We start from the raw sequence: 2,783 nt of genomic DNA, 5'->3' as shown, positions 1-2,783 counted from the left end.
ACACACTAAAATTAATGCCCCTCAAATGTTTGGTGAACGGGTGGTGGCTGGTGCAAACGACCAGTAATGGGTTCAAAATCATGGATAGAGAAAGCGTAAGGATAATGATAGCCATCCCATCCAACATAATCGAAAGGATGAGTGCCGTAAGTGTAAGGGTAAATTAATCCTTGTTTTTTAATGAGCACTTTAAAATCTCCGTACTCATCATATGTCTGCAGGTTTTCTGGTAAACGTAAGTCACGCTCACAATAGGGGGCGTGTTCCATCAACTGGCCGTATTGGTTTAAATATCTTTTTGGCGGCCTTAGCGGACTAAAACTTTCCACTATGAACAATCTGTTTTGCTCATTGTCAAATTCCATTTGGTAAATCGTTCCTCTTGGAATAATGAGGTAATCGCCATAAGCAAATTTGATCTCCCCAAAGCCGGTTTTCAACTTTCCTGATCCCTCATGTACAAAAATCATCTCATCTGCCTGACTGTTTTTGTAAAAATAATCAGTCATTGATTTTCGGGGAGCTGCCAAAACGATGTGCAAATCACTGTTGACTAAAACAGGTTTACGGCTTTTTAAAAAATCATCTGCCGGCTTAATATTGAAGCCAATTAAACTGGTATGTTTTAAGTGTTTTTCTCTGGCAATTTTCGGCTCAACACTATAAGGTTCACCTAAATGTTTAACAATGGTAGGCGGGTGGCAATGATAAACGAGCGAGTACAAACTTGAAAAACCTTCGGTTGAAACCAATTCTTCAGCATAAAGATTACCATCGGGTTTACGAAAAACCGTATGGCGTTTTGCAGGTATTTGCCCCAATTTATGATAAACAGGCATAATGTATATTTTAGGTTAGAAAATAAAATCTAAAGAATAAACAATCAAAACGCGAAGGCGTTTCAATTAATAGGAAGAATGCTCAGAATTACAGAGAATATTGAGCCATGATTAATTTTGAAAGCATTTTATAGCGACGTGCAGCGATGGCATCGTTCACTAAGTTGATATGTAATGCTTTTAAAATCATGGTTTTGATTGTGCTAAAGTAACGAATTTATTTTGAAGAAGAAATTCTTTATATTTAATTCTAACCAAAATCAACATGAAAATTTTCTTAACACTCTCACTTTGCCTTAGCATTTGTTTCACTGTTTCTGCACAGAAAAAATGGAAGTATAAAATAAAAATTTTTGAACATAGCGGTAAACGGCATCGCGGATTTTTTTACGCAGCAGAAGATAACCGACTGATTATAGTGAAGAGTAATGGAGATACCAGCAGATTAAGCGCCGAAAGAATTAGCCGGCTATATATTCACCGACGAGGAATCGTAGCGCCACTTGCAATTGCAGGTGCTTTGGTATTTTTCGTTTTGGCAGTCGAAAGTCCTGATGTACTAGAGTCTGCAGTTTTAATTTTCGTGGGCATTCCAGTGGGTGTTTCGTTGGGCTTGTTCACCGGTGAATTATTTGCAAACAAACGGTTTTATAAAAAATTAGAGGCGAAGGATTTTCCGTTGATCAAATCTGATTTGCAAAGGTACACCGAACTGAAATAAATTTGATCATGTTTTATTTCCTGCCCTAAATCACTAGCTTTACCACGTATTTTAACCAAATTTATATGAAACTCGTAAGTTATAAAACTGAAGACAGAGAGCATTTAGGGCTGTTTATCGATGGCCACATCTACAATTTAAACAGTTGTGATAAATTGCTGCCGGATAATATGAATGAATTTTTGCAAGGCGGAGAAGTGCTGATGGAACGGGCAAAAAAAGTTGACTTACAGATTAAAGACGGAAGCTTTTCAGCTAAAGAAGAAATTTTTTATGAAATCTTAGCGCCGGTTCCGCACCCAACGAGTTGCAGAGACGGTTACGCCTTCAGACAACATGTAGCGGCAGCCCGCCGTAACCGTAAGGTTGATATGATTCCGCAATTTGATGAATACCCGATCTTTTATTTTACCAATCATAACGCCATACAAGGAACAGGCGAAATAGCGTGTATGCCTGATCATTTTGAAAAACTCGATTTTGAGCTCGAGCTGGCCATTGTAATCGGCAAAAAAGGAAGAAATATAAAAGCTGCAGAAGCTGATGAATACATTGCCGGTTATATGGTAATGAATGATATGAGTGCCCGCACCTTGCAAATGGAAGAGATGTTGCTGAATCTTGGTCCTGCTAAAGGCAAAGATTTCTCTACAGTTATTGGGCCCTGGCTGGTTACGCCTGATGAGTTGGAGCAGTATAAAGTAGCGGCAAAAGAAGGCCATGTAGGCAATGCGTACAACCTGAAGATGACTTGTCGCGTAAATGGAATTGAAGTTTCAAAAGGCAATGCAGCCGATATGGATTGGACATTTGCAGAGATTATTGAACGTTGCGCTTATGGTGTCGACATTCTTCCTGGCGATGTTATCGGATCGGGAACGGTGGGTACAGGTTGTTTTCTTGAACTTAACGGAACAGGGTTGCTAAACGATCCAAATTACAAAACACAATGGCTGCAACCTGGCGATGTAGTGGAAATGGAAATAACTGGTTTAGGTGCATTAACGAATACCATCACCAAGGCTGAAACTGATTTTTCGATATTGGCTTTGAAGAAATAAAATTGTTGTTATTAAAAATTGGAATGTTTCAATGTTGAAATGTTCATGTGTAAAATGATAATGCTTATAAACTGAGTATTTGAAATTTAGCTATTGCAATTGTTTTTTATTGAAAAATTGAAATGTTTGAAAGTTGAAATGTCCAGGTTGCAAAATGACAGT

At 38.2% G+C, this 2,783-nt stretch carries 3 protein-coding genes; 2 read left to right on the top strand and 1 reads right to left on the bottom strand.

What is annotated here, in order from left to right:
• Positions 1 to 11 precede the first annotated feature (11 nt).
• Complete coding sequence (locus ON09_RS23365; protein ID WP_010603489.1) at positions 12 to 839, bottom strand: homogentisate 1,2-dioxygenase; 828 nt, start codon at positions 837 to 839, stop codon at positions 12 to 14.
• A gap of 265 nt (positions 840 to 1,104) precedes the next feature.
• On the opposite strand from ON09_RS23365, the gene ON09_RS23360 reads away from it, so the two are divergent.
• Entirely contained in the window at positions 1,105 to 1,560 is a 456-nt protein-coding gene (locus tag ON09_RS23360) for a hypothetical protein (RefSeq protein ID WP_010603488.1), read from the top strand.
• Positions 1,561 to 1,625: 65 nt separating this feature from the next.
• A complete protein-coding gene (locus tag ON09_RS23355) occupies positions 1,626 to 2,621 on the top strand; it encodes a fumarylacetoacetate hydrolase family protein (protein WP_010603487.1) in 996 nt (331 codons plus the stop codon).
• Positions 2,622 to 2,783 lie beyond the last annotated feature (162 nt).

Origin of the sequence: Pedobacter agri PB92, assembly GCF_000258495.1 — a bacterium.
GTDB classification, from domain to species: Bacteria; Bacteroidota; Bacteroidia; order Sphingobacteriales; family Sphingobacteriaceae; genus Pedobacter; species Pedobacter agri.
The sequence above is the reverse complement of the archived record's forward strand: the minus strand, read 5'-3'. Positions and strand labels throughout refer to the sequence as shown.